This window comes from Photobacterium sp. WH24 (genome assembly GCF_019204055.1).
GTDB classification, from domain to species: Bacteria; Pseudomonadota; Gammaproteobacteria; order Enterobacterales; family Vibrionaceae; genus Photobacterium; species Photobacterium arenosum.
In genome coordinates, this window is record NZ_JAGSOZ010000007.1 from 201,630 (window position 1) to 224,150 (window position 22,521).

Annotated in this window: 27 protein-coding genes; 14 read left to right on the forward strand and 13 right to left on the reverse strand. The window is 49.0% G+C overall.

The window, feature by feature from the left end:
• The first annotated feature begins 806 nt into the window (after positions 1-806).
• The 13 genes from KCG43_RS10855 (at position 807) to KCG43_RS21410 (ending at position 11,719) form a co-directional block, all read left to right on the forward strand.
• Positions 807-2,336 carry a M28 family metallopeptidase gene (locus KCG43_RS10855; RefSeq protein ID WP_218384760.1) on the forward strand — a complete coding sequence of 510 codons (1,530 nt, stop codon included), beginning with the start codon at positions 807-809 and terminating at the stop codon, positions 2,334-2,336.
• 415 nt (positions 2,337-2,751) lie between these two features.
• Positions 2,752-4,092: a flagellar filament capping protein FliD gene (fliD, locus tag KCG43_RS10860; protein WP_218384762.1), complete on the forward strand. Its 1,341-nt coding sequence runs from the start codon at positions 2,752-2,754 to the stop codon at positions 4,090-4,092.
• A gap of 12 nt (positions 4,093-4,104) precedes the next feature.
• Positions 4,105-4,494, forward strand: a complete 390-nt coding sequence (gene fliS / locus KCG43_RS10865) for a flagellar export chaperone FliS (protein ID WP_218384764.1) — start codon at positions 4,105-4,107, stop codon at positions 4,492-4,494.
• Positions 4,487-4,792, forward strand: coding sequence for a hypothetical protein (locus tag KCG43_RS10870; RefSeq protein WP_218384765.1), 306 nt, complete (start codon positions 4,487-4,489; stop codon positions 4,790-4,792). Before fliS ends, KCG43_RS10870 begins: the two co-directional genes overlap by 8 nt.
• On the forward strand, positions 4,792-5,898 hold the full coding sequence (locus KCG43_RS10875; protein ID WP_255557991.1) for a flagellar hook-length control protein FliK: 1,107 nt from the start codon (positions 4,792-4,794) through the stop codon (positions 5,896-5,898). Before KCG43_RS10870 ends, KCG43_RS10875 begins: the two co-directional genes overlap by 1 nt.
• Positions 5,899-5,913: 15 nt before the next feature.
• Positions 5,914-6,387 (forward strand): flagellar basal body-associated protein FliL, encoded by a 474-nt coding sequence (gene fliL, locus KCG43_RS10880; protein ID WP_192016545.1) that lies wholly within the window; start codon positions 5,914-5,916, stop codon positions 6,385-6,387.
• A gap of 7 nt (positions 6,388-6,394) precedes the next feature.
• On the forward strand, positions 6,395-7,123 hold the full coding sequence (locus tag KCG43_RS10885; protein WP_192016544.1) for a FliA/WhiG family RNA polymerase sigma factor: 729 nt from the start codon (positions 6,395-6,397) through the stop codon (positions 7,121-7,123).
• A gap of 15 nt (positions 7,124-7,138) precedes the next feature.
• Positions 7,139-7,996: a flagellar motor stator protein MotA gene (gene motA, locus KCG43_RS10890; protein ID WP_027252369.1), complete on the forward strand. Its 858-nt coding sequence runs from the start codon at positions 7,139-7,141 to the stop codon at positions 7,994-7,996.
• The gene (locus KCG43_RS10895; RefSeq protein WP_192016543.1) at positions 7,996-8,961 is read left to right on the forward strand and encodes a flagellar motor protein MotB; all 966 of its coding nucleotides are present in this window, start codon (positions 7,996-7,998) and stop codon (positions 8,959-8,961) included. Before motA ends, KCG43_RS10895 begins: the two co-directional genes overlap by 1 nt.
• A 61-nt stretch (positions 8,962-9,022) precedes the next feature.
• On the forward strand, positions 9,023-9,334 hold the full coding sequence (locus tag KCG43_RS10900; protein ID WP_081669253.1) for a hypothetical protein: 312 nt from the start codon (positions 9,023-9,025) through the stop codon (positions 9,332-9,334).
• A 135-nt stretch (positions 9,335-9,469) separates the two neighbouring features.
• Positions 9,470-10,420 (forward strand): M23 family metallopeptidase, encoded by a 951-nt coding sequence (locus KCG43_RS10905; protein WP_192016542.1) that lies wholly within the window; start codon positions 9,470-9,472, stop codon positions 10,418-10,420.
• Positions 10,324-10,920 (forward strand): polymer-forming cytoskeletal protein, encoded by a 597-nt coding sequence (locus KCG43_RS10910; RefSeq protein WP_218384766.1) that lies wholly within the window; start codon positions 10,324-10,326, stop codon positions 10,918-10,920. Before KCG43_RS10905 ends, KCG43_RS10910 begins: the two co-directional genes overlap by 97 nt.
• Before the next feature lie 193 nt (positions 10,921-11,113).
• Positions 11,114-11,719: a hypothetical protein gene (locus tag KCG43_RS21410; protein WP_192016540.1), complete on the forward strand. Its 606-nt coding sequence runs from the start codon at positions 11,114-11,116 to the stop codon at positions 11,717-11,719.
• A gap of 79 nt (positions 11,720-11,798) precedes the next feature.
• On the opposite strand, the gene KCG43_RS10920 is transcribed toward KCG43_RS21410, so the two are convergent.
• The 4 genes from KCG43_RS10920 to KCG43_RS10935 form a co-directional block, all read right to left on the reverse strand.
• Positions 11,799-12,116, reverse strand: a complete 318-nt coding sequence (locus KCG43_RS10920) for a DUF4144 domain-containing protein (protein WP_218384767.1) — start codon at positions 12,114-12,116, stop codon at positions 11,799-11,801.
• A gap of 290 nt (positions 12,117-12,406) precedes the next feature.
• Positions 12,407-13,480, reverse strand: coding sequence for a DUF2278 family protein (locus KCG43_RS10925; RefSeq protein WP_218384768.1), 1,074 nt, complete (start codon positions 13,478-13,480; stop codon positions 12,407-12,409).
• 72 nt (positions 13,481-13,552) lie between these two features.
• Positions 13,553-14,680, reverse strand: a complete 1,128-nt coding sequence (locus tag KCG43_RS10930) for an endonuclease/exonuclease/phosphatase family protein (protein WP_218384769.1) — start codon at positions 14,678-14,680, stop codon at positions 13,553-13,555.
• Positions 14,681-15,138: 458 nt separating this feature from the next.
• Entirely contained in the window at positions 15,139-15,501 is a 363-nt protein-coding gene (locus KCG43_RS10935) for a VOC family protein (protein WP_218384770.1), read from the reverse strand.
• Here KCG43_RS10935 and KCG43_RS21415 point away from each other — a divergent pair.
• On the forward strand, positions 15,500-15,634 hold the full coding sequence (locus tag KCG43_RS21415; protein WP_255557992.1) for a hypothetical protein: 135 nt from the start codon (positions 15,500-15,502) through the stop codon (positions 15,632-15,634). The genes KCG43_RS10935 and KCG43_RS21415 overlap by 2 nt on opposite strands.
• A 66-nt stretch (positions 15,635-15,700) precedes the next feature.
• On the opposite strand, the gene KCG43_RS10940 is transcribed toward KCG43_RS21415, so the two are convergent.
• The 9 genes from KCG43_RS10940 to KCG43_RS10980 all read right to left on the reverse strand — a co-directional run bounded on the left by KCG43_RS10940 (position 15,701) and on the right by KCG43_RS10980 (position 22,517).
• Positions 15,701-16,105, reverse strand: a complete 405-nt coding sequence (locus tag KCG43_RS10940) for a DUF1801 domain-containing protein (RefSeq protein WP_218384772.1) — start codon at positions 16,103-16,105, stop codon at positions 15,701-15,703.
• A gap of 104 nt (positions 16,106-16,209) precedes the next feature.
• Positions 16,210-16,752 carry a DUF4157 domain-containing protein gene (locus KCG43_RS10945; RefSeq protein WP_218384774.1) on the reverse strand — a complete coding sequence of 181 codons (543 nt, stop codon included), beginning with the start codon at positions 16,750-16,752 and terminating at the stop codon, positions 16,210-16,212.
• A gap of 24 nt (positions 16,753-16,776) precedes the next feature.
• Positions 16,777-17,136 carry a DUF805 domain-containing protein gene (locus KCG43_RS10950; RefSeq protein WP_192016534.1) on the reverse strand — a complete coding sequence of 120 codons (360 nt, stop codon included), beginning with the start codon at positions 17,134-17,136 and terminating at the stop codon, positions 16,777-16,779.
• Positions 17,137-17,273: 137 nt separating this feature from the next.
• Positions 17,274-17,747, reverse strand: a complete 474-nt coding sequence (locus tag KCG43_RS10955; RefSeq protein WP_192016533.1) for a GNAT family N-acetyltransferase — start codon at positions 17,745-17,747, stop codon at positions 17,274-17,276.
• 62 nt (positions 17,748-17,809) lie between these two features.
• Positions 17,810-18,286 carry a GNAT family N-acetyltransferase gene (locus KCG43_RS10960; RefSeq protein ID WP_218384776.1) on the reverse strand — a complete coding sequence of 159 codons (477 nt, stop codon included), beginning with the start codon at positions 18,284-18,286 and terminating at the stop codon, positions 17,810-17,812.
• 377 nt (positions 18,287-18,663) lie between these two features.
• Complete coding sequence (locus KCG43_RS10965) at positions 18,664-19,698, reverse strand: flagellin (RefSeq protein ID WP_218384778.1); 1,035 nt, start codon at positions 19,696-19,698, stop codon at positions 18,664-18,666.
• 15 nt (positions 19,699-19,713) lie between these two features.
• Positions 19,714-20,613, reverse strand: coding sequence for a flagellar hook-associated protein FlgL (gene flgL / locus KCG43_RS10970; protein ID WP_218384780.1), 900 nt, complete (start codon positions 20,611-20,613; stop codon positions 19,714-19,716).
• 9 nt (positions 20,614-20,622) lie between these two features.
• Complete coding sequence (flgK, locus tag KCG43_RS10975) at positions 20,623-21,996, reverse strand: flagellar hook-associated protein FlgK (protein WP_218384782.1); 1,374 nt, start codon at positions 21,994-21,996, stop codon at positions 20,623-20,625.
• Positions 21,996-22,517, reverse strand: coding sequence for a rod-binding protein (locus tag KCG43_RS10980; protein ID WP_218384784.1), 522 nt, complete (start codon positions 22,515-22,517; stop codon positions 21,996-21,998). Before KCG43_RS10980 ends, flgK begins: the two co-directional genes overlap by 1 nt.
• Between the last annotated feature and the right edge of the window lie 4 nt (positions 22,518-22,521).

Consider the following 22,521-nt stretch of genomic DNA (forward strand, 5'->3'; position numbering starts at 1 on the left):
ACGTACTTTGAGTTGAAAGCTATATAGCAGGGTTAAATCTTCCGAGTGAATACCAAAAAGGAATAAAATAGCTTCTTTTTTTGCATGCCTGGTATGCCTGACAAACAAAAAATTACAATAAAGCCTAAATGCAGTATGCGTATAATTGCAATTCAATCTACTTCACAAACTCTATGGCAGATCGCATTTCGCCGCAAACGCGTAAACTCAACTCGGCATCAGTTCAATTTCAGTGATACCAGAACGACGGTTCATGTGCAGGTTGCATCAGGTGCAATGTGCAGACATCTCCTACATTCCCGCAAAAACTAACAGTTCAAAACAATCGGACTCAAATTTATCACATCACCTCAGACATGTTGATAGGTGTTTAAAAACAACAAATTACCGTGATATGGTTCTAAAGGTGACTGTCCTATTAAGTCCGCAAATTACCGTGATATGGCTCTAAAGGTGGCTGTCCTTTTAAGTTCATTTAAGTCCCTTTTCAGTCACAACTGTCCGAGAGGAGGTTGCACTCAACAGCATTGTGCTTTTCCGCATAGCTCGCAAAATTGAAATCTAATATCAGTCAATCTCAACAATATTTTTCTCCATATCTACCCGAAATTTCTGCGCATAACGTTAATGAAACGCCGTAACTAAGCAGTTCATCATGAATAATTCATTCTCCCCCGGCGCCAAACACTTTATTGATAGTTTTGTGACAACCCTGCGTTACGCATTGATGAAAAAGGATACTTTCGCTTTCCATCCAAACTGGCCTAAGTTTTGTTGGTTTAACAAAAATCTCCAGGGAGGAGAATATGAAAAACACAACAACGTTATTGGCTTTACTCATTTCAGCTGTCTGCAGTCAGGCATATGCTGAGGACAAAGTCTGGATATCCATCGGGTCGGATGCCAGCCAGACAGTGAAATCTGTCATGCAGCACAAAGCGCAAGCTATATTGCCAGAGTCATTGGCCAGCAGCGGGCCGGTGTGGGTAGGACAAGTGGATTACAGCCAGTTGGCTGAGTTATCGCACCACATGCATGAGGACCATCAGCGCTGCGGCGGATACATGGTCCATTCCTCGGCAGAAAGTGCCATTGCCGCCAGCAATATACCGCAGTCACTCGCGGTTTTTCAGATTCCTGACATCAGCCAGCAAGACACAGTCAATGCCTGGTTGCCTCAGGTAAGTTCACAAGCCATTACCGGCACAATCAGTTCACTGACCAGCTTCATCAACCGTTTTTATACCACCACTTCAGGTGCGCAAGCATCTGACTGGCTGGCCAGTGAATGGCGTTCGCTGAGTGCTTCGTTGCCCAATGCCAGCGTTAAGCAAGTTTCGCACTTTGGTTACAACCAGAAATCTGTCGTATTCACAATAACAGGATCAGAAAAGCCGGATGAATGGATCGTACTGGGCGGTCACCTGGACTCCACGATCGGCTCGCACACCAATGAGCAGAGTATTGCACCCGGCGCCGATGACGATGCATCCGGCATCGCCAGCGTAACGGAAATTATTCGCGTGCTGTCGGAAAACAATTTCCAGCCTAAACGTAGTATTGCCGTTATGGCTTATGCTGCGGAAGAAGTGGGATTACGTGGCTCACAGGATCTGGCCAACCAATATAAAGCGGAAGGCAAAAAGGTTATCTCTGCTCTGCAGCTGGACATGACCAACTACAAAGGCTCGGTTGAAGATATTGTGTTTATTACTGATTACACAGACAGTAATCTGACCACTTTCCTGAGCCAATTGGTTGATGAATATCTGCCAAGCTTAACCTACGGGTTCGACACCTGCGGCTATGCCTGTTCAGATCACGCTTCATGGCATAAAGCCGGTTATTCTGCAGCTATGCCCTTTGAAGCAAAATTCAACGACTACAACCCTATGATCCACACACCGAACGACACGCTGCAGAACTCAGATCCCACAGGTTCACATGCGGTGAAGTTCACTAAGCTGGGTCTCGCCTACGCCATTGAAATGGCCAATGCTACAGGCGGAACCCCACCGCCGCCGACAGGTAACGAGCTCAAAGATGGCGTACCGGTTAACGGATTGTCCGGTGCAACCGGCAGTCAGATTCGGTATAGCTTCGAGCTGCCCGCTCAGAAAACACTGCAGATCAGCACATCCGGTGGTTCGGGGGATGTTGATCTCTATGTGTCATTTGGCTCGGAGGCCAGCAAGCAAAACTGGGATTGCCGTCCATACCGGAACGGAAATAACGAAGTCTGTACCTTTGACGGGGCCACACCGGGCACTTACTCCATCATGCTGGATGGCTATCGCCAGTTTTCTGGGGTGACACTTAAGGCGTCAACGCAGTAGTCTGCGCTGACTCACCAGCAACAGGGGGATGTTTCCCCCTGATATTTTTCCACACCAAGGTTACCGGAAACCCCCGGGTTTCCGGTTCTTTATCGTTAGCTCTCCCCCCTGTCCCTGATTTCCCGTTGCACTTCTTAATGACCCCAACCAATTCGCCGCCCTACTTCATAGGGATTGTTGCATAGGCGACAAGGTGATCCTGCAAAGCGAGTTGGCTTCACCCGTCTGTTTCCTGCTGAAGCGGAGCAGTTTCCGTCTGGAAGCAATCACTGTCAGACGGAAGACAAAGCGGAAACCCGATCGGAAATCCAGCTTCCGCTTTACGTGGAAAAACCATGACAATTCCAATAATTTCAACCAATTAACGCAGTGGCACACTAATTGCTTTAGTAGTCATAAATATAGGAGTTTTTCCATGAGTTCCATCGATCCGATCAGTATGGCAACACAGCTGGCCACCTATGAGATTCAGCCGTTTCAGCAACGTTTTCAGACTCAGGCTGATAAATACCAAAGCCAGATTTCTGCTTACGGCAAAGTTGAAACTGCGTTACGGACATTCCGAACTGCAGTAGAAGACATGAATGGCCTGAATGACAGCGTGGTAAAAAATGGTGCCACTTTCTCGCAGGAAGGCAACATCAGTGCCAGTGTCAATGCCAGCGCGCTGGCGGGTGAGTATCAGGTATTTGTCGAGCAAATCGCGACCTCTCATCAGATGGGTGTTGATTTGGGCGCAGGTACCACAGCCGACACAGCCATTCCTGCTGCAGGTAGTATGGTTATCTCCATGGATGGCAATACCATGACGCTTGATCTGGCGACCGTGGACACTGACAGCGATGGCACTGCCACCCTTCAGGAACTGGTCGCCGCTATCAATACTGATGAAAACAACCCGGGTGTGAACGCCTCACTGGTTCGCGCCAACGGCGAAACCCACTTCATGCTGTCCGGCAAGGAAACCGGTGTCGCCAATACAGTGTCTGTCAACGTGACAGGTACAGGTGATGCCAACTTCGAAAACGCTTTTGCCAACAGCACGGATATCAGCACACCTAAAGATGCGGTGATCTGGCTGGGTGCTGAAGGCACTGGCCTGAAACTGACCAATAGCTCCAATACCTTTGAAGGTGTGATTGACGGCGTTGATCTGACCGTTTCTAAAGCGCAAACCAGTGGTGATCAGCCAATCGGTATCACTGTGGGTTCTGATAAAGAAGCCACCAAAGAACAACTGAATAAAATGGTGGATGCCTATAACGCGCTGATGTCTGAAATCGACAAATACACCAAGGTCGGTTCAAAAGATGAAAAACGTGGCCCATTAGCCGGTGATGGCACCATCCGTTCTCTGGAAAACCAGATCAGCAGTATTTTCCGTCAGTCTTACAACGGCCAGAGCTTGTATTCAGTAGGTGTCAGTATTGACCGAAACGGCAAACTGGCAATCGACAATGACAAGTTCGAAGCCGCCCAGGCCGCTGATCCGGCAGCACTGAACGAAATGTTCAACGGCACCGATAAATTGTTCGACTCGCTGGAAGCAACAATTAAACCTTACCTGTCGTTCTCTGATGGCGTCTTCAAAAACCGCAAAGACAGCCTTCAGCAAAATATCAGCCGTATTGACGACAAAATGTCCAATCTGGAGCGCAAGTACCAGATGTCTTACGACCGTTATCTCGCCCAGTTCACTCAGATGAACCAGTTGATGACACAAATGCAGCAAACAAGCGGATTATTCGCGATTTAAAGGAGTTAACCCATGCTAATGCAAAACTCGGGCTTTGATTCGTATCAAAGCGTCGATCTGGATGCCCAGGCCGCATCAGCAAACCCTCACCAACTGGTGATCATGCTGATTGACGGCCTGCTGGATGAAGTCGTCCGGGTCAAAGGTCACATCGAATCCAACCGTCTGGAAGCCAAAGGGAAAGGCATCAGTAAGTGCATGAACATCCTGATTGGTCTCGACAGTGCGCTGGATGTTGAAGCAGGTGGCGATCTGGCTGCCAATCTTCACGACCTTTACGAGTTTTGCATCAGCGAGCTCTTTAAGGCCAGTTCCCAGAACAAAGTCGAACACCTGGCAACGGTGGAAAATGTCATGACTAACGTCCGTGAGGGATGGGAAGGTTTTGGTCAGCATGTCTAACATCACAGTGAGCCAGCTCGTGACTCTCAGACAGCATCTTGACCGCACCGTGACTGATAGCGACTGGGATCGCCTTCAGCAACTTGACCAGACGTTACAAAAAGTACTGCGGAATCTGAAAGGGACTCAGCTGACTGAAGATTATCTTCAGGCGCTTGCCCATTTGAAAAGCAGTCATCAGACAGCTATCGCTGCGGTCAATGCAGCGAAAGAAAAGTTACAGCAAGACATGAATGCCGTCGGTGAAGGAAAAGAAGGACTTCTGGCATATCAAATGGCCATGAATATGGAGCTTTAATGAACACTATCGTCTCACATTCCAAACTGGCTAACAGTGACAACGAGTCGGCGGACATGCTTTCCGGCAAAGTCAAACCGTCCAATGATGGCACTGCTTCTAACTTCAGTGACACGCTGCAATCCAATGCCGCCACTGACAAACAGGAAGCAGCCATTACTGAGACCTCTTACACGGCCGATGCTGCCGAACTGTCAGACCAGCAGCCGGACAGCAATCCGGTACTGTCTCCCGCCGCGGCAGCGGACATCATTGCCAATCTGCTGGCGCAGGCCGAAAAGCAGCTGGGAGCAAGCTCGGCAACCAATACCGGGGCGCCCGGAGCGGCGGTCGGTACCGCAGAAAACGCCATTTCAGCGTCCGCGAATACCGGCATGCGAGAAACGCGCTTGATGCAATCCGGCGCTACCGCAACACCCGCCGCACCGACAGACAGCCAGGCTGTCAGTACACAGTCAGCCGACAACGCTCGCTTTACTGCCCTGCTGCAGCAACGCAGCCAGTCACCGGCTCAGCAGGATCTCGCGTTAACAGGATTAGTTGAATCCCGCAGCGCCGGCACAGCCCCTTCTCTGCAAACCCTGATTGCAGGACTGTCTGCAGACGGTGCCGCTAACTCTGCAGCCTTGCAATCCGGTTCATCCCAACAGGCTCAAAACGCCGCGGCTCCCGTAGAATGGGCCAGTGTCAAACTCCCTCAGAGCCAGCAAGGTAAATGGGGAGAGCAGATGATCCAGGTACTGCAGGACAGAGTGCAATTGCAGGCCAGCCAGAATTTGCAGGAAGCACGCATTCGTCTGGATCCGCCTGACCTGGGCAAACTGGATTTAACCGTTCGTATGGATGGCGATCGTCTCAGTGTTCAAATCCATGCCAGCCAGTCGGCCGTCCGTGATGCGCTGGTTCAGGTGTCTGAGCGGCTGAGAGCCGAGTTACAGGAACAGAATTTTGTTCATGTTGATGTCAATGTCGGTGATGGCCGTCAGGGTCAGCAGCAAGAACATACACAAGAAGACTCACAACCCGTTATTTTTGCCAACAATCAGGCTGATGACAGCCAGATAACAACAACAGATTCAGGCCATTGGTTATCAACCAGAGCCTGATGAGGAGCCATTTACATGACCCAGCGTAATCTCGTCTTGATCATTATCATCATGCTGATCACCAGCGTACTGGTCGCAGCTGCCAGTGTTGGCGGTACCCTTTGGTACGTCAAAAGTCATCAGGGCGAAGGCGGTGCCAGTTTCAGTCTCCCCTTTAGCCAACCAGAGAATACCGATCCTATTTTCCATCCGCTGGAAAAGCTGGTTCTGTCGGTGAAAGGCGAGCGTCAAACGCACTTCATCATGATGGAACTGGCGCTGGAAACACGTAACGCAGAAGCGATTGAAGGTATCGATAACTATATGCCGGTTGTACGCAATGCCCTGCTCAAACTCTTCAGCAATAAAACCTATGAGCAACTGCAGAACCAACGGACGATTGAAGAGCTTCAGGATGAAGTCAAAGGTACATTACTGAACGCTTTCAGTCAGACACGTTATGCCCGCGCCATCGACAATGTATTGCTGACCAAATATGTGATTCAGTGAGGCGCCTATGCTAGATATCAACCCGACTGAAGAGTACGAGAAAAAACACGACACCGGGCGTAACAACCCGGTAGTGAACGAAGATAAGCTGATCCGTGATCACCTGATCTTAGTCAAACGTGTTGTCAATCAGCTACGCAGTCATGTCAGCACCCACTGCAGTCTGGAAGATATGCAGCAAATCGGTCTGATGGGACTGCTGGAAGCAGGTCGTCGCTACGGTAACGTGGAAGACCCGAATTTCCCGTCTTTTGCCGTATGCCGGATCCGCGGTTCCATTCTCGACGAACTGCGCCGTCTTGACTGGCGCTCGCGCCAAACCCGTCAGCAGGCGCATGAACTGAATGACGTTACCCGCGACTTAATGAAAAAACTCGGCCGCCAGCCATCGGAGGCCGAAATCATCGCAGCGTTAGGCACGGACCAGGCAGATTATCTGCAGCGCCTGAATGCCTCTATGGCCAGCGAAATGCAAAGCCTGGATCAATTGCTTGAAAGCGGTTCCGATTTTTCGATGAACCATGACGGCGGTGAATCGGTTCGTCATGAACATATTCGCCGTACGCTATCGGCGGCGCTTGGCAAGCTCAAACCGCGTGAACAGCTTCTGCTGACCCTGTTCTATCAACATGATATGAACCTGCACGAAATTGCATTGGTGCTGAACCTGACACCGCCTCGTGTATGCCAGCTTCATAAGCAGGCACTGAAACAACTGAATCAATATCTTTGCTGATAGGAGCAAATTGACATGCAAAAATTTACCGGCGCAATCGTCATTCTGTTGTGTGTTTTCGGCGGTTACCTATGGGCCGGCGGTACCTTGATGGCCATCTGGCAGCCTGCTGAAATTCTTATTATTACCGGTGCTGCACTGGGCTCTATCATCATAGGCAACCCACCACATGTTATTCGTGAAATGCGTATTCAGTTTCGCCAGATAATGAAGCCCCGCAAAAACGAGCAAGAATACTACATGCAGCTGATGGGTCTGATGCAACTGTTGCTGGAAACCATACGTAACGGTGGTTTCAAATCACTGGACAGCCACATAGAAGATTCTCAAAACAGCGAGATTTTCGAACGTTATCCGCTGGTCAAAGACGACAGCCACCTGGTGGCTTTCATTACCGATAACCTGCGACTAATGGCCATGGGCCAGATGTCACCCCATGAGCTTGAAGCTCTGCTGGAGCAGGAAATCATGGCCATTGAAGATGACCTTCTGCTGCCTTCTCGTTCACTGCACCGTACAGCTGAGGCCCTGCCCGGTTTCGGCATTCTGGCGGCAGTGATGGGCATCATTATCACCATGCAGTTCATCGACGGCTCTATCGCGCAAATTGGCTACAAAGTTGCCGCCGCACTGGTGGGGACATTCCTGGGTATCTTCGGTTGTTACTGTGTGCTTGACCCGGCCAGTAATGCCATGTCGCAACGTGTTAAGCGTGATATGACAGCCTTTGAATGCGTCCGGGCCACGCTGGTCGCTTATGTGGCCAAGAAGCCTACCCTGCTGGCCATAGATGCTGGCCGTAAACACATTCAGCTCGATGTGAAGCCAAGCTTCAATGACATGGAAAAATGGCTGTCTGAGCAGGAGGCATAATGCAACGGCACGATCAGATCATCATCAAACGAGCACGCCGCAACTCGCATGAAGCAGGGCATGGCGGGGCATGGAAAGTGGCATTTGCCGACTTCATGATAGCCCTGATGGCGCTGTTTCTGGTGCTGTGGATCCTGGCCATTGTCGACAAGACGGAACGCCAAGCGATCGTTGCTTATCTCAACAGCTCCAGTTTGTTCGACCAGGCTTCAGGTAATCCGTTTAATACCTCCACCAGCCTGTCTCCGATTGATCTGGGCGGTGAAGCGGCGGACCTCAGCTCACATGATGCTGCTGTGACTGTCACCTCCTTCTACGATGGAAATGGCGATGGTTCACAAACTGATGCACTGGTTCAGGGTACATATGAAACTCAGGAACAACTGAAAGTACTGGCGCAAGTGGTTGAGGAACTGGCGAAGCAGGTTTCAGCAGAAGGAAACGTGCATGTCGATGTGACGCCGCAAGGACTTCGCATTGTCTTGCAGGACGACTTCCGCCAGAACATGTTCCACCGGGGAAGCAGCGAGCTGACGCCTTTCTTTGAGGATTTATTACTGGCACTGGCCCCCATTTTCCAGAAGATTCAGAATCCGCTGATTATCAGTGGCCACACAGATGCGGTTCGTTACAGCGGCACTTTCAGCGAAAGATCAAACTGGGAGCTGTCGGCTTCACGCGCCAATGCAGCTCGCCAGACTCTGATTGTCGGCGGAGCGCCTGAAAATCATGTCTTGCAGGTTGCTGGCATGGCTGATCGTGCGCCGCTGAACCCTGAAGAACCGAAAGCCAGCGAAAACCGACGTATTGAGTTGTTTGTCCTCACATCAGTGGCTGCCCGAATGGTGGAAACACTGTTCAAAGGGCCACCGGCTAACGATGACGGTCCTGTGATACAGCAGGCCCGTGAGAAAGCAGAATTTAATCAGCCTGTTATCCGTCAGGACTACATTGAAGCGTCTTAATTGAGTAACCGGCAAAGGGATTATCCCTTTGCCACCTGGAGAACTTTAGCGAAGTTAACCCATGAAAAGAGCTGCATCTTCTTCCGCAATTGTCCCAAGTGAACGTCGACCGGACAGTCTGCAAAAGTTATTTCTCTGGCTCATAGTGCTGGATTATTTTCTGCTCAGCCATTTTTTGCTGAGGATGCACAGCATGACACTGAATACAGGGACGACAATCAGTTTATTGCTTTTAGGCTACAACGGACTGCTTTCCTATCTGTGTTTCAAACGCGCACGACGTAGCGGTGATTTCTACATTATCTACCCTACTCTCGCCGCGATATTGCTGGCTTTTATTCTATTTCTGTATTTTTTCTTTCTCATTGCGTAATAGAACCGGCAGCAGGACACGTTTAATGAACTTATGCCAGGGAGCACAGTTTTACATCTTCTTTTCCCGGCAAAGGTTAATCCTGCATCCAGTTTGTCGCCTAATGCATTAGAGAAAGCGAATGAGCTTAGCGTAATGAAAGATCAACTCACTATCTCGATATCAACGATTAACGGGTCTTACCATTTTCAATTGGGTAAGTATTTACGGCGGAACCTGATAGCAACCCTGCTGTTGTTCATCGTCGCCGTCGTGGTCATGGCATTTTCGATTCAGTATTTATGGAATGCTGTTGATCAGACACAACAGGAAAAATCGCAGTTAAACCAACATGCCAATGAACTGAAAGATGAAATTCTTAATCTGGAAAGCGACCGGCAGTCGCTGGAGCAAAACCTGGCTGACAGGCGCTATGAACTGGAGCAGATTTCTGGCCGCGTGAATGAGCTGGAAAACGTTTTGGGTATTGAAAGCGAAGGGGAACAACCTTTGGATACCCGTCTGGATACAGCTGCACTGAACTCGGCGGTACGTGTCGCCATGCTGAAAGTAATACCTAACGGTAGCCCTATGGAATACCGGCGTATTTCTTCCTCATACGGCTCGCGTAACCATCCGGTTTACGGTAACAAGCGTCGTCATCTGGGTATCGATCTCAGTGGACACACGGGAACATCAGTGCACTCCCCTGCCGATGGCGTGGTAGAGCTGGTACGACCGAGTAAAAAAGGCTACGGCAATTTAATGAAAATTGACCACGGCTATGGATTCATGACTCTGTATGCGCACCTGAAAGCATTCAAAGTCAAAACCGGTGATTTCGTCAGAAAAGGCGATTTAATTGCATTATCAGGCAACAGTGGTACCTCGACTGGCCCCCATCTCCATTATGAGGTCCGTTTTCTGGGTCGGGCTTTGAATCCCAAGTATTTTATCAACTGGGGACCCGACAACTTTGACTATCTGTTTAACCATGAGAGGAGCATCCAATGGGACTCTTTAGTAAAAGTGCTGGAAGCACAAGCAAGCACTCAACTGCAACTATCATTGCACAAGGCTGTTCCTTTAAAGGAGATATCGAACTAAGCGGTAATATCCAGGTTGATGGCTACATCGAAGGACGTATTCGTACCGAACAAACGTTATCGATAAGTGCAACGGGCCGTGTGTCTGGCGAGATCTTTGCCAGCAAAGTGGTCATCAACGGCCTGCATGAAGGAGCCTGCCACGCCGACAGCATTGAGATCCTGGAAAAAGGCAAAGCCAAAGGTGTCATTTACACTAATGATATTTGCATTGAGCGAGGCGGTTGCTTCCACGGTCAGACTTACCCGGCTGATAAAGAAAAAGTCGTCACTATCAATAAAGAAGAGCCGGTAAAAGCCGCCGAGGCCTCCCCAGATCTCAGCAAGAAAGAAAGCGGTAAAGAGTCCGCACCACTAACGCCACCGACTCAGCTCAAATCAGCAGAGGCATCCAGCACTACGGATAAAAGCGCCGCGCCAGTGAAACCAGCAGCTTCTGCAGCATCAACAGTGACGGCGCCTGTCACTGATACCAGAAAGCAAGCCAACGCCCGAAAATAAACGGCATAACCGGAATCCAGCATTCCGGTTTTTTCTCTTCTGTTTTCTCTCCGCACTCTCCTGCTGACCGCCTGCCAGATAAAAACTGTTATCTGCTTCTCAAATTCATCGTTTACTTTCAGTTAGTCCAGAAAAGCAATCATCAAGATACGATAATCAGTACATATTCAGTTGGATACATAAGGATCATGAAATGAAAACAAGGCTTACCCTGACCGCCATCTTTATTGCCAGTTTTGCACTCTCAGGCTGTACATCAACTCCGGGCGATACCGCACAAACTGATACGGCCAATCCCGCCAACGCCACTCAGGACATTCTTGATGCCAGTGCCTGTATTGGCTCAACAGAGCCGCCTGCGGCATGGGCCAGTAAGCTAAACCTTGTCGATGATCCCCAGTTGCTGGCCAGTTCTCTCGGTCAGCCTACTAAGGGAAAATTGTGTCAGGGAAAAGTGTACGAAGTGAAAGAAGGGGAAGCACTGACCGTCTTTCGGGCCTGGAACAGCACCAACCCGAACAGCCAGTTTGGTGCCTGGTGGGCGGCAAATCAGCCAAACGGCAAAGTGGCTCAATACCGGGCTGGGTACGAAATCTGCTACCAATGGTCGCCGCTGGACAAAATGACACGGTGTGAGCTGAAGCCAGGCAGCAAACTGGTGATCGGCAACGGACAGAGTGCTCAGTGTTCAGAATGGCTGACTTATCCGGTATCGGCTGAGCAACAGCTCTACCTTGAAGATACGGAAACTCTGGTCAGTAATTGCCAAACCTACGATGCGGTATTTGGCTGGGAATAAAATAATCAGCCCCTGTGCGTGCGGCTAGCCGGCGTCTTGTATTGCACTGTCTTGTATTGCACTTTTTTAAGAGCGCTTTCTATAAAGCACTGATAGCCTCTGCGACAGAGGCAAAAGACACCTTAGCCGCACAACATGCTCCCAGACAAGACTGATGCGCTTTGATGATCTCAACAATCTCATCAAGGCGCATTGTCTGTACCGTCTTTTCTAAGCTGGTGTCGCCAGGGCGCAGGCTCAGAAGACGAAACACCTGCCCGGCTGAATCAATCAGCGCATCACCCGGCTGAAAGCCAAAGCAATGCAAATCAGAATCCGACTCCCAAGTATGGCGATCAGCAACAACACTCAACTCCTGATCACCCTCATATTTCAACACCGCGGGCCAAACAACCATGAATAATCCACCTTGCTGGTTCAATCCGCCCATATTGCCCGCATTCAGGTACAACAGGCAAGTACCCAGCCAGCCGGTGTTATTTGCGGGAGCGACGCTTAGTCAGATTGCGATATCAAATGAATAATATTCGAAGGGCTGGCAACCCAAAATGCGGCGAATCCTTCCGGCAAAGGTTCAATCTCATCGCACCTGGCAATCTTGTGGCTCGCAAGATGCTCTGCTGCACAAAGACAACTGGCATTACTTGTCAGTTGTCTCTGAAGTCATCATTAACGCAAAAATGATAATCAGACTCTAAAGAGCGTCACCTCGCCTGATTTTTTGGCTTCTTCTCTGGTATAACTCACGCCATCAACTTTCAGCCCATTTTGGTCAAGCAAAGAGATTAAACCTCCCCTGTTCGATAAAGGTACACTCCCGAGAGTGACAGTACGAATTTCGCCCGGAGCCAACCAAATATCTTGTGAAAGTGTGTGTGCTTCATCATTTTGGTTCAACAATTTCCAACCGCCAAGCGAAATACCTGACTTGCTCCGGTTCATCAGATAAACGAGTTCTGGCTTGCCGACATACTCTGGTTGCCCCTCTGGGCCTTCAGGATTCACAAGCGCACCGACTATAGCGACACGGCGATCATCCATAATAATGTCGATATCATCAGCTCTTGGTGGCAGGATGTCGCCATCACCTGGCTCTGGACGGGTATGACCAAGAATCTCTGCCACGACCTGCGAATTCGGCAAGGCATGGCCAGTCGTTTCGTCAGTATGGATTGCCTGCGAACCAAAGGCCAAAAACAATGCGATGTGTCGGCCCGTATCAGCATCTTCGATTATCACCCCTCCGTCTTGCCAAACACCGTTATACTGAGCAAAGCGGCCTGCACTTCCTTGGTTCATATGAACATCGTGAATTCCCTTCATATCGCTATAAGGTTCGCCAAATAGGTAAATTTTCGATTTCTTAGAAGAAGCCGTCCGTAGAATCGGCATAATCAGGTCCAGAAGATCATTACCCACACCCGGAATATCATGGGGCAGCAGAATGCCGTCTTCAAAGTTAAGAAGGTTTCCCCGAATATAGTCGAGCGCCCCACCTCCCGGTTTTTTATCCAGTTCGTGCCACCCCATCCCAAGCTCAGAAATCTCAGTCAAGATAGGGTGCTGGAAATTATCAAATCGATAATAAGCGAGCTCTGATAAAGAGCCCTTCGACTTCACATTGATCGACGCACGGTATTCCTCACCGCGACCATCTTCATAAAAAAGATGGATATGTGGTGAGTCAGGATCGTCTTGCGCTGTTTCTGCAGTAACTCGGACAGCATTTGCACACCAGACGCCATATGGATGTATCGGCATGTTCATTCCTCCTCGTTGTAGTTGCTCATATAGCCAGACAGAGATGTATCAGATGATCGGAAAGTTACTGGATTAGGTCAGATCAAGATCGACCCAGATACCATGGTGATCTGAGGCTGCATAATGCGTCTTGGTCAGTTCTTCGTACATTTGCCAACGCCCAGACGCTGTATAGATACCTTTGCGGAAAATACCACCACGCTGCACTTTGGCCCACAACGCAGGAGAAAGCAGAATATAGTCGATTTTCTTGCTGTCAGCGCCCGATCCTAACGTGCCAATTCCGCGGTCACCAGTTGAAGCAAAAAACTCGAATTCTGTAAATGCAGGATGTTCTGTCACTTCCCTCAGCGAGGTATTAAGCAGTGGTCGAAGCTCATTGCTATCGGGCGTGTCGTTCAGATCACCCAGAACGATCACGTTCTCTATTCCATCAGCCAACAAGCGTTCATAATACCGTGCTGTAAATTGCGCCTGTGCTTCTCGTTTATCTCTTGATGCCTTATTATTCCCGCCATACTTTGACTTGAAATGGTTTGGCAGCACTGCGATTTTTTCACCGCCGGGTGTTTCAAGAATGTACTCTGGGCAATCCCTTGAGAAAACTTTCTTGTCATTGTGTTCCTCATCCACATGGCTGCGCATTGAAGGAATAGAGAATCCGTCATTGGCCATAATACCGACATCAATACCGCGTCGGTCATTGCCGTCGATAACCATCATGTGTTTGTAGCGATGGCCTGATAGTGGCGCATAGATGAGATCGTGAAAGTCGATCAGCACAGGTCGACTTTCGATCTCGACCAAAGCAAGAACATCAGCACTCATGTCACGAATCATACGTGCTGTCATCGTGATGGCTTTCTCATCTACAGGCGCTGTCTTCAATTCAAGCCAACCGACCCAGTCCTCTCGGCCATTCGCTTCGATTCTGACAGAGCCTTTTCTAGGACGCACAACAATCTTGCCGCGTATTTTTCGGAGCCAAACGAAGGGTCCCTCATCTTTATTCAAGATGCCGAGCTTACCCATCAGTTCCAACATTTTGGTTTTATCGGTGGAACTATATAACTTTTTCTCAAATAACTTATTTAATGCGGCATGTGCATCGAGAATGTCATTGTGAGTATTGAGAGTTTCGTCATTAAAGGCTTTAACACGGTCAAATAGGTTTTCGACGTTGAATGCTGCAACACGCATGTACGGCACCTCAAAAGAATAACCTCAGATGTTATGTCAGATATGATTCCAAATACTTGTAATCAAGTCTGAGCAGATTACATTAGTTAATTGGAAACATTGATGTACAGTAAAGCTAAAGCTGATGAGTCCACTCGTGTCGTGGGACCACGTTAACTCTAGTGTTTATGCTAGTTCCTTCTTCAAGGAAAACTCTAAATCATAGGTTGAACTGTGATTTCAGTGGAAAAACTTTCGAGTCTGGGCCCAAATTCGTCAGGAATAGGGACGAAGACAGCAGCTTCAATTATTTTGTAAATCACCCTTTGTAACGTAATAGCAAGTTTCACCTCGCATTTAGGGATCCCATTAATTATTCACACGGTATTGAGTCGGTACCATACACCAACCGTTCGCGCTCGACTCAATAGAAGTTCAACTATATCTGGGCTTTGTTAACTAAATCATAATGAACGGCCTTAGTCCGATTGCGATACCAGATGAATAATATTCGAAGGGCTGGCAACCCAAAATGCGGCGAATCCTTCCGGCAAAGGTTCAATCTCATCACATCGGGCAATCTTGTGACTCGCAAGGTGCTCTGCTGCAGCGGCAATATCATCAGTCACAATTTCGAGCCAGATTTCGGCCTGGCTGATACCCGGGACGTTATCGAGCCACAGCGTTTTATCGCCAAACTGAAAACGGGGCGTATCCGTATCTTTCTCACGAGCCAGCTCCGGAATGGCAATCACTTCACGATAAAAATGCAGCGTTTTCTCATACTCATGCGAAGGTATCTTCATTGCAATATTGTTGCCGGGTTTAAACACAGCTTTCATGATGAATCCTCCTATTTACCAGACGGCACAAGTTACCCGATGGTTCAAAGACTATGACGGTAAAACACTCACACTGGCAAACACTCAGGTTTTCACTGATAAACCGACCAAGCGTGAGCATGCATTAGCATAGTCGGCAAAAAGGGCTGCTGTTACTGCATCGCAATATTCAATGATGCGGATCACTGTTTACCTTAAGTTACACACCTAACAGTGGTAAATGACGCAGACGTTTATAATTGAACGCCAGCTCGACGCAATGACTGACAATCGCTGCTGGCAGAGGATCAGCAACATTCAACACTATAGCCCTGTTACCCTGTAAAGACAGCGAGTGTCCGTATACTTCACGGAAAGTATCCACTAACCGGGTATTGCAGTTAAAGTAGAGAAAATAGTGTGCAGGATCTTTAGGTGACCAGTTCATCCTGACCGGGCTGCCCCCTTTCACCTGATAGCTGGGCTCGCCCCATTTCAGTGCTTCTTCAACATTGCCCAGCTCATGGGCTTTAGCAACACCTAACACCACACTACGCAGGCTTAGCATCACAGGTTTAATATGTGCCGGATAACTGTCAAACTTTGCTTTTACTGTTTCGTCCATGTCTTTTTTCCTGATGGTGGAATTGAATTCCAATCACTCCCTGATTATTATCTCAACATTGCTATAACCTATCGACTGAAGCAGCACCATCACAGATTCAGTGCTCACCAATACTGGCTGGCTTCACGGTAGGCTTCAAGCTCCATAGGCGCATCGCGATAGCCGTAAATAAACAATTGTAGTAAATACTGTTTAGTCTGTTCCCTTACGCCCATCTGCTCTGCCTGACGAACATGAATGAGCTCGTGTGCCAGCAGCTCCTGATTGTCTTTCTCTGAGCGTTTAATCCAGAGTCCGTAACCATAAGTATACGCACCCGTTAAAGGGGAACTGTAGCCATACTTTTTGGCTAACGCAGCCAGATCAGGATCATCAGGAAAAGGGAGTTTATCGACATAATAAACACGCACTTTCTCCGGCGATTTCAAACCAACCCTAGAGGCAATCCTCAACTGATTTGCATCCAATGGCATACCCTTCTCCAATGCCTCTGCTTCATTGCCGCGAACATAGTTTTCTGCGGCAGGAAGCAAGGTCTCCACATGCTGAAGCAACTCTTGCGGTGGGTTTGCATATATTTCATCACGATCTTTACAGCCAGAAACAGCAAAGATGACGGCAATTAAAACGATGACTTTCTGATACACGTCACTCTCCTTGTTTTACACGTATTAAATTAAAGCAGGCACCGCTTTCGGGTCTGGACCATAGTCATTCTCACCCGAAGTCCCTGCTTCCATCATGACACTGAGACCAATGATTGCGCCAATCACAGGTACAAAAGCAACCAGCATCCACCAACCACTACGATTGGTATCATGCAATCGGCGTACAGTAACCATGAGCGAAGGGATTACAGTCAGGCTGGTATACACAGCGAAAAGTGCATAGTCATCGTTAATGGCCTCACCCATGAAAAAAAACAGATAACTTATCAGCGCATTCATCAGGCAGAACATCCAATATTCCTGACGACGAGCCCTGCCTTCTGAATCCGCATATTTTTTGATCACACTGAAATAATCTCTCATACCTGCCAACCCTTATTTTTATCAACATCGTTATCAATGAAGTGCCGAGAAAACGCTTGAATGACAGGCAAATCGTTCATGCCTTAGCAATCAAACAGCTTTCATGCACAGCTAAGGGCGACGGGCTGCAGGTTAAATTAATGCTTTTTCCGATTATTCAGATATTTCTGCCAATGTTGCTGACCTTTCAAAACTACCCTGTAATCTTCGTACTGACATGAGCTATACAGTTTTTTAGCAGCAATATTATCATCGGCCACTTCCAGGGTAATTTTCAGATAGTGATTATCGCGACAATACTGCTCTATCGCATGAAGTTGCGCCTTACCTACCCCTTTACCTCTACAGCGATTCGCAACCATAAAGTCATGAATGTTCATGACTCTCTGCAATCGATATGTAGAAAAAGATTCAAAGCAAACAGCAAAACCTGCAGGCTTGTCGTCAATGAAGCTCATAAAACCGTGAAAATAGGACAACGCAAACAATTGTTCAATGACTGCAGGATCAAACGCTACAGAAAAGCCGGAAAGATACTCTCTGAACAAAGACTCAAATAGATTTTTATGTTCACTATTTCCTGGTTCGAGATGTTTGACTAAAATTTCCATATTCATTTCCGCTGAAAACTCATAACGAGACTGTCCTGTTAACGCTCACTTACCCATCTCTGTTATACGTATTTTGTCAGGGGTTTTTCCATTGGAATACAATCCAAACTCACGCCTCTTGGAGAATGATAAGTAGAAAGCGCCTCACCAATAAAACCACAGGAGCGATAAAAAGGCGCTGCGTTCAACGTCGATTCTAACTTTAGCAATGACAGGCCATGTTGTTTGCCTAACTCCTCTAGAAATGCCAGCATTTGCTTTGCAGCACCTCTACCAAAGTAATCAGGATCGACAAAAATCGCATCGACTATACCCGTAGCAGCAGTAAGCTTACCGCAACCAATCACTCGATCATCTGCTTCTGAAACATAGAATGTTTCGATAATGTCCCGGATTAATGAGTCCGTTATTCCGCTCTGAGTCCACAATGCTAACAGCTCTAAGGAATAGTATGCTGAACATTGGTCAAGAATCGCACGACTTCTGAGATCGAAAATTGCCTGAACATCTGACTTAATCGCCTTTCGGATTGTGATCATAAATTTGCTTCCTAAGTTGTACGCATAACATTTCCTGCACCACCGCGCCGTCCAGCTCGGTACCGCAGTGCCGTTTCCGATAGACATTGCCAGACATGTTACCGCCCCTGACAATCAAGTCACGAAGTGGGTTTAGCGTTTTGATGGTAGGTATTATTTAAGGCAAGCATCATATTTTGATATGAGTGAAGTTTCACTAAATATCATGTGTTTACATGCATATCTGTGGCTTTGCACAGATTTTTGTGCAGGCAGATACACTGCCTATGAAAAAAGAACGGCCTGCTGTGCAGACCGTTATTCAGTATGGTGGGAAAACTTATCCACTCAGGCGGAAGCTGAGCTTCCTTTCACTAGTGTCTTCAACAAAACAGTCGCTACTTCAACAAAGCAACCACAGTATGACGGTGAACGTTCGCCTGGGCTGATACCACCTGGAAGGCGGCAGCAAAGGAGCGGGTGTCCTGCAACGATTGCAGCTTGGTATCAATGCTCTCAACAGATTGACCGGCCATCACCTTGCCGACTTTCGAGTCCAGATCGGCCTGGAAGTTTCTCAACTGATCCAGCCCTTTCTGGATCTGTTGCAACCCCTGATTGACATGGCGCATGGTGTGGCGAATTTGTTCACCGTCTGCCAGTTTCAGGGAGATACTTTCAATGCCCTGTGGCTCGGGCTGCACTTTAATGCGATTCGGCTGACCGGCCGGGTAACGATGGCCCTGCCCGCTGATGGTGACATGCTGGCCTAAGGTCTGAAAATCCGACTGAGAGGTTGAGAAGATCACATCGCCGCTTTCGGTGGCAGCCGCCCGCAGACCGAGCGGAATAACCGCTTTGTCTATTTGCTGGGTCAGCTGGCGATCGGTTTGCGAGGCATCAAAGGTCAGCAGCGCCGTGCCGCGATCCTGTACCGTCAGGTGAAGCTGCTCACTCTGCTGTCGCTGGCGTACCAGGTTCAGCCCGTTCACCGTAAAGCTTTGCTTGGGATCGCCTTTGGGCTGAAACTGAAGCTGACTGTCCAGCACCCGTTCACCATCAAACCGACTGCCATTCAGCGTTTGCTGTATGTGGCTATGGTGGCGCTGGAGCTGGTCCACACGGCCTTGGGTAATCGCGGTCGAACTGCCCAGCATCTGAGTGAGGATTTTTTTCATCCCCTGCAGATCACGGCCCACGCTGACCAGACTCTGATACGCAATCTGACCCCGGGTCACTTGTTGCTGGCCCTGCGAGAATAACTCGCTGGTTGCCGTGTATCCGCCTTTTACAACAGCCGGGCGTTGCGCCGGTGCCGTGTCCTGAACAGCGGAAACAGAGCCACCGGCGGGTGCCGGTGGTGAAATTGTTGCCTTGTCATTTTTCAGCAGTGAAATCGACTGTTGCCGAATCTCTGCAGTAGAGTTCACCATAGTGTTCTCTCTTCCTTATAAGCGATCAAACAATGACAGATCGTTAATCTTGGTAAAGCTGGCCTGTGATGCCTGAAGTGCCGAGAGATAATTGCTCAAACGTACAGACGCTTCCGCGTAATCCAGGTTTTTCAGGTCGCCTTCCACTTTATCAACGAACAGTTTGTTATCGGCGTGTCCGTCTGACATCAGATCCAGGTTATTGTGGCGGCCGCCCATGTCGGTCATGGCGCCTAACACGTTGCCAAAGGTGGTATCTATCGCAGCCAGGGTGCCATCCACTTCGGTTCTGAAATTGGCCGTCGGGGCCTGAAATTCCGCAATCAGATCATCAATTTTCTGAAAGACAGTGGCACCGCCACCTAAATCCAGCAACTCCAGCGCCGTCACGTTAGATTCCATCGTGACCCCTTTGGCGACTGTCACCAGACGCTTATCAGCATTGCCGTTCAGGGTGTAACCTGCGCCGGTATCCGTCAGAGCCTGTGTGTCGGTCTGGGTGCCGGAAAACAGATAAATGCCTTCCTCGTCCTGTGCATTGAACACCGCCTGTAAGCCCTCTTTCAGGCTTTCCATTTCCGTGATAATGCCCTGACGATCTTCATCTGTCATGGTGCCGTTTGAACCCCATAGCACAAGATCACGTAAACTCTTTAAACTATCGCTTGCCGTGTCTAAATAGGCTTCCTGACTTGACAGCGTGGTTTTCACGTTGGCGATATTAGCCTGATACTGAGTCAGTGCGCTGCCTTCGCGTCCGAGGTTCAGTAGCTTGATGGAATCAATCGGATCGTCCGACAATTTGGTCAGACGGTCACCGGTCGACATCTGTTGCATCACTTCGCCCAAACCCACATTGTTTTTGCTCAGGCTGCTCAGCATCATCTGGCTGAATTGAGTGTCACTGATACGCATAATTATTCCTTAAAACAGAGCCAGTACAGTATCGAACAGGTTATTCGCCGTACTGATCACCTTCATGTTTGCCTGATACGCATTGGCAAATATCATCAGATTGGCAGCTTCTTCATCGCTGTTCACTGAACTCAGGTTTTCTTTAACTGAGATCGCTTGTGCATTCAGGTTTTCCGCCGCTTTTGCGTCTGAGTTGACCTGGCGTGCTTTGATCGCCGTATCCCCTACCATGGCAGTAAAGGTATCGCTGATAGCGATATTGCCGTAACCGGTAATTGCAAAGGTCTGGTTGCTCAGAGCGACTAAATCGGTCAGCACGTCACTGTTACCCGGAGTACCGTCTGAAGACAGTGCCAGCTCTTCCGGTTTCAGGGCGGTAATCTTCAGGCTCGAAGACGGGCTGGCCGGGTCATAGGTAAACAATGGCTGGCCGGCATTGCCGTTCAGATCCTGCCCGGTGGCCAGGGTGTTGTTAAAGGCATCAGCAAACGCCACGGCCATTTCATCCAGCGTCTGACGGAAAGGCAGCAGGGTCTCTACCTGATAATCAGCTATCGCGCCAAGCTCGCCGCCAATATTACCGTTAATTGGAAAACGCTGGCCTGCAAAATCGATTTCCATGTCGGCCAGATAGGGATCCGACGGATCGGGAATGGCTTTGATCTGAGAGGCCTGATCACCCAGCACCAGCGGCTGACCGGATGCCAGAGTGACCTGCAGACTGCCATCCGGCTGCTTATTGGTTTTGATGGACATCATTTCAGTCAGCTGTCCAATCAGTGCGTCACGTTCATCGAGCAGTTGAGACGGGTTGCCGTTGGTCGAGCTCATTTCAACAATACGCTTGTTCACATCGGCAATATTCACCAGCAGGCTGTTACTCAGTTCGACCGCCGCCGTGCGCTGTTCACTCAGATCTTTATGCTGGGAGTAATAAGACTCAGACAGCGTATTGAAACGGCGCGTCAGGGCATCTGCTTCACTGATGATTTGCTGACGCAGCGGCGTTGACTCGGGTTTCACCGACGCATCATTCAAGGCGGCGTACAAGTTATCCAGACCTTTGGCGATGTTAAAGCTGTCTGCCCCCATCACGTTTTCAAGCTGAGACATATTGCTGAGATAACGTGAAGAATAGGACGCCTGGCTTTGGGTCGCCCAGGTTTGTCTCACTACAAATTCATCGGATATACGGCGAATACTGGTGACTTCCACACCGTTACCTGCACTGGTGCCCAGTGCAGAACTGGGACCGAGCGCAGCAAACTGCGCCTGCTGACGGCTGTAACCCGGCGTATTCACGTTAGCGACATTTTGCGCGGTAACATCAAGGCCAGCACGGTTTGCATTCAAACCGGTTAATGCAATGTTGATTATGCTCATTAAGATCCGTGCTCCATTTTCGCATCAATCCTGGAAATTAGCGGCTGCTGAAACGCCATATTGTTAATGGCAGTCACTCGTTGAGTAGCCGGAAGCTGTTCTTTATCAAGGGCGACCTGCTCACTGGCGGTGTTAAATTTGCCCGCCTCCGGTGCCAGCGACGGGCTGTTGGCCGCCAGATTTTCACGGCTGAGCGCCGAATCGCCGCTGTCATGCGGGCTCAGTTGCTTGACCAGCATGTCGGCAATGCCGGCACTTTGTCGCTTCGCCATGTCCATCGCCAGCTGGCCGTCATAGAAGTCGCGAAAAACGCCTTGTTCTTTACTCGAAAACGGGTTGTCTTCCGCTGCCAGTACATCACTGCTGCTGCGCATCTGACGCAGCACCATCTGCAGAAACATGGCTTCAAACTGACCGGCCACTTCATGCAGGGCCTGTTTTTTATCAGCCTGAAACTTCAGGTTATTCACTGCACTGTTATCGTGATACAGCATGGCGTTAGCCTGACCATCAATTTTCATTGCC

Coding starts and splice junctions, on each gene's coding strand:
- KCG43_RS10940 (WP_218384772.1), bottom strand. CDS start 16,105: ATGGACGAAACAGTAAAAGCAAAGTTTGACAGTTATCCGGCACATATT.
- KCG43_RS10885 (WP_192016544.1), top strand. CDS start 6,395: ATGCTAGATATCAACCCGACTGAAGAGTACGAGAAAAAACACGACACC.
- KCG43_RS10920 (WP_218384767.1), bottom strand. CDS start 12,116: ATGGTTGTTTGGCCCGCGGTGTTGAAATATGAGGGTGATCAGGAGTTG.
- KCG43_RS10930 (WP_218384769.1), bottom strand. CDS start 14,680: ATGCGTGTTGCAGCATTCAACGTCGAAAACCTATTTGACCGTGTTAAA.
- KCG43_RS10935 (WP_218384770.1), bottom strand. CDS start 15,501: ATGAAAGCTGTGTTTAAACCCGGCAACAATATTGCAATGAAGATACCT.
- KCG43_RS10855 (WP_218384760.1), top strand. CDS start 807: ATGAAAAACACAACAACGTTATTGGCTTTACTCATTTCAGCTGTCTGC.
- KCG43_RS10950 (WP_192016534.1), bottom strand. CDS start 17,136: ATGAGAGATTATTTCAGTGTGATCAAAAAATATGCGGATTCAGAAGGC.
- KCG43_RS10895 (WP_192016543.1), top strand. CDS start 7,996: ATGCAACGGCACGATCAGATCATCATCAAACGAGCACGCCGCAACTCG.
- KCG43_RS10905 (WP_192016542.1), top strand. CDS start 9,470: ATGAAAGATCAACTCACTATCTCGATATCAACGATTAACGGGTCTTAC.
- KCG43_RS10980 (WP_218384784.1), bottom strand. CDS start 22,517: ATGAAAATTGATGGTCAGGCTAACGCCATGCTGTATCACGATAACAGT.
- flgL (WP_218384780.1), bottom strand. CDS start 20,613: ATGCGTATCAGTGACACTCAATTCAGCCAGATGATGCTGAGCAGCCTG.
- flgK (WP_218384782.1), bottom strand. CDS start 21,996: ATGAGCATAATCAACATTGCATTAACCGGTTTGAATGCAAACCGTGCT.
- fliS (WP_218384764.1), top strand. CDS start 4,105: ATGCTAATGCAAAACTCGGGCTTTGATTCGTATCAAAGCGTCGATCTG.
- KCG43_RS21410 (WP_192016540.1), top strand. CDS start 11,114: ATGAAAACAAGGCTTACCCTGACCGCCATCTTTATTGCCAGTTTTGCA.
- KCG43_RS10925 (WP_218384768.1), bottom strand. CDS start 13,480: ATGCCGATACATCCATATGGCGTCTGGTGTGCAAATGCTGTCCGAGTT.
- fliD (WP_218384762.1), top strand. CDS start 2,752: ATGAGTTCCATCGATCCGATCAGTATGGCAACACAGCTGGCCACCTAT.
- KCG43_RS10910 (WP_218384766.1), top strand. CDS start 10,324: ATGGGACTCTTTAGTAAAAGTGCTGGAAGCACAAGCAAGCACTCAACT.
- fliL (WP_192016545.1), top strand. CDS start 5,914: ATGACCCAGCGTAATCTCGTCTTGATCATTATCATCATGCTGATCACC.
- KCG43_RS10960 (WP_218384776.1), bottom strand. CDS start 18,286: ATGATCACAATCCGAAAGGCGATTAAGTCAGATGTTCAGGCAATTTTC.
- KCG43_RS10870 (WP_218384765.1), top strand. CDS start 4,487: ATGTCTAACATCACAGTGAGCCAGCTCGTGACTCTCAGACAGCATCTT.
- KCG43_RS21415 (WP_255557992.1), top strand. CDS start 15,500: ATGATGAATCCTCCTATTTACCAGACGGCACAAGTTACCCGATGGTTC.
- motA (WP_027252369.1), top strand. CDS start 7,139: ATGCAAAAATTTACCGGCGCAATCGTCATTCTGTTGTGTGTTTTCGGC.
- KCG43_RS10875 (WP_255557991.1), top strand. CDS start 4,792: ATGAACACTATCGTCTCACATTCCAAACTGGCTAACAGTGACAACGAG.
- KCG43_RS10965 (WP_218384778.1), bottom strand. CDS start 19,698: ATGGTGAACTCTACTGCAGAGATTCGGCAACAGTCGATTTCACTGCTG.
- KCG43_RS10900 (WP_081669253.1), top strand. CDS start 9,023: ATGAAAAGAGCTGCATCTTCTTCCGCAATTGTCCCAAGTGAACGTCGA.
- KCG43_RS10955 (WP_192016533.1), bottom strand. CDS start 17,747: ATGGAAATTTTAGTCAAACATCTCGAACCAGGAAATAGTGAACATAAA.